The sequence below is a fragment of the Photorhabdus viridis genome, from assembly GCF_040256935.1.
GTDB lineage: Bacteria > Pseudomonadota > Gammaproteobacteria > Enterobacterales > Enterobacteriaceae > Photorhabdus > Photorhabdus viridis.
The window spans coordinates 1-223 of sequence record NZ_JBEJZY010000561.1 but is presented as its reverse complement, the minus strand read 5'-3'; the positions used below and the strand labels follow the sequence as shown (position 1 = coordinate 223).

At 64.1% G+C, this 223-nt stretch carries 1 protein-coding gene; it reads right to left on the bottom strand.

What is annotated here, in order from left to right; genetic code table 11:
• The coding region (locus ABR397_RS24550; RefSeq protein WP_350307953.1) for a condensation domain-containing protein at nt 1-223 on the bottom strand (223 nt) is incomplete at both ends.

Here is a 223-nt window from a genome sequence, read left to right as displayed (position 1 = left end):
CAGCGCGGTCGTTAATGCCGCATCCAGATTAACCGGCACGGTATGCCCGATAAACGACTGCTCCGACGGACGCGGCCGGTCAGTGGGTAAATCCAGCAGCACCGGGGCATCGGCCAGCATGGCCCGCCAATAGTCGGATTGCGCCTCGGTCCGTTCAGCCGACAGCCACTGACGCTGCCAGGCGGCGTAATCCGGGTACTGGATCGTCAACGGCGGCAACGGT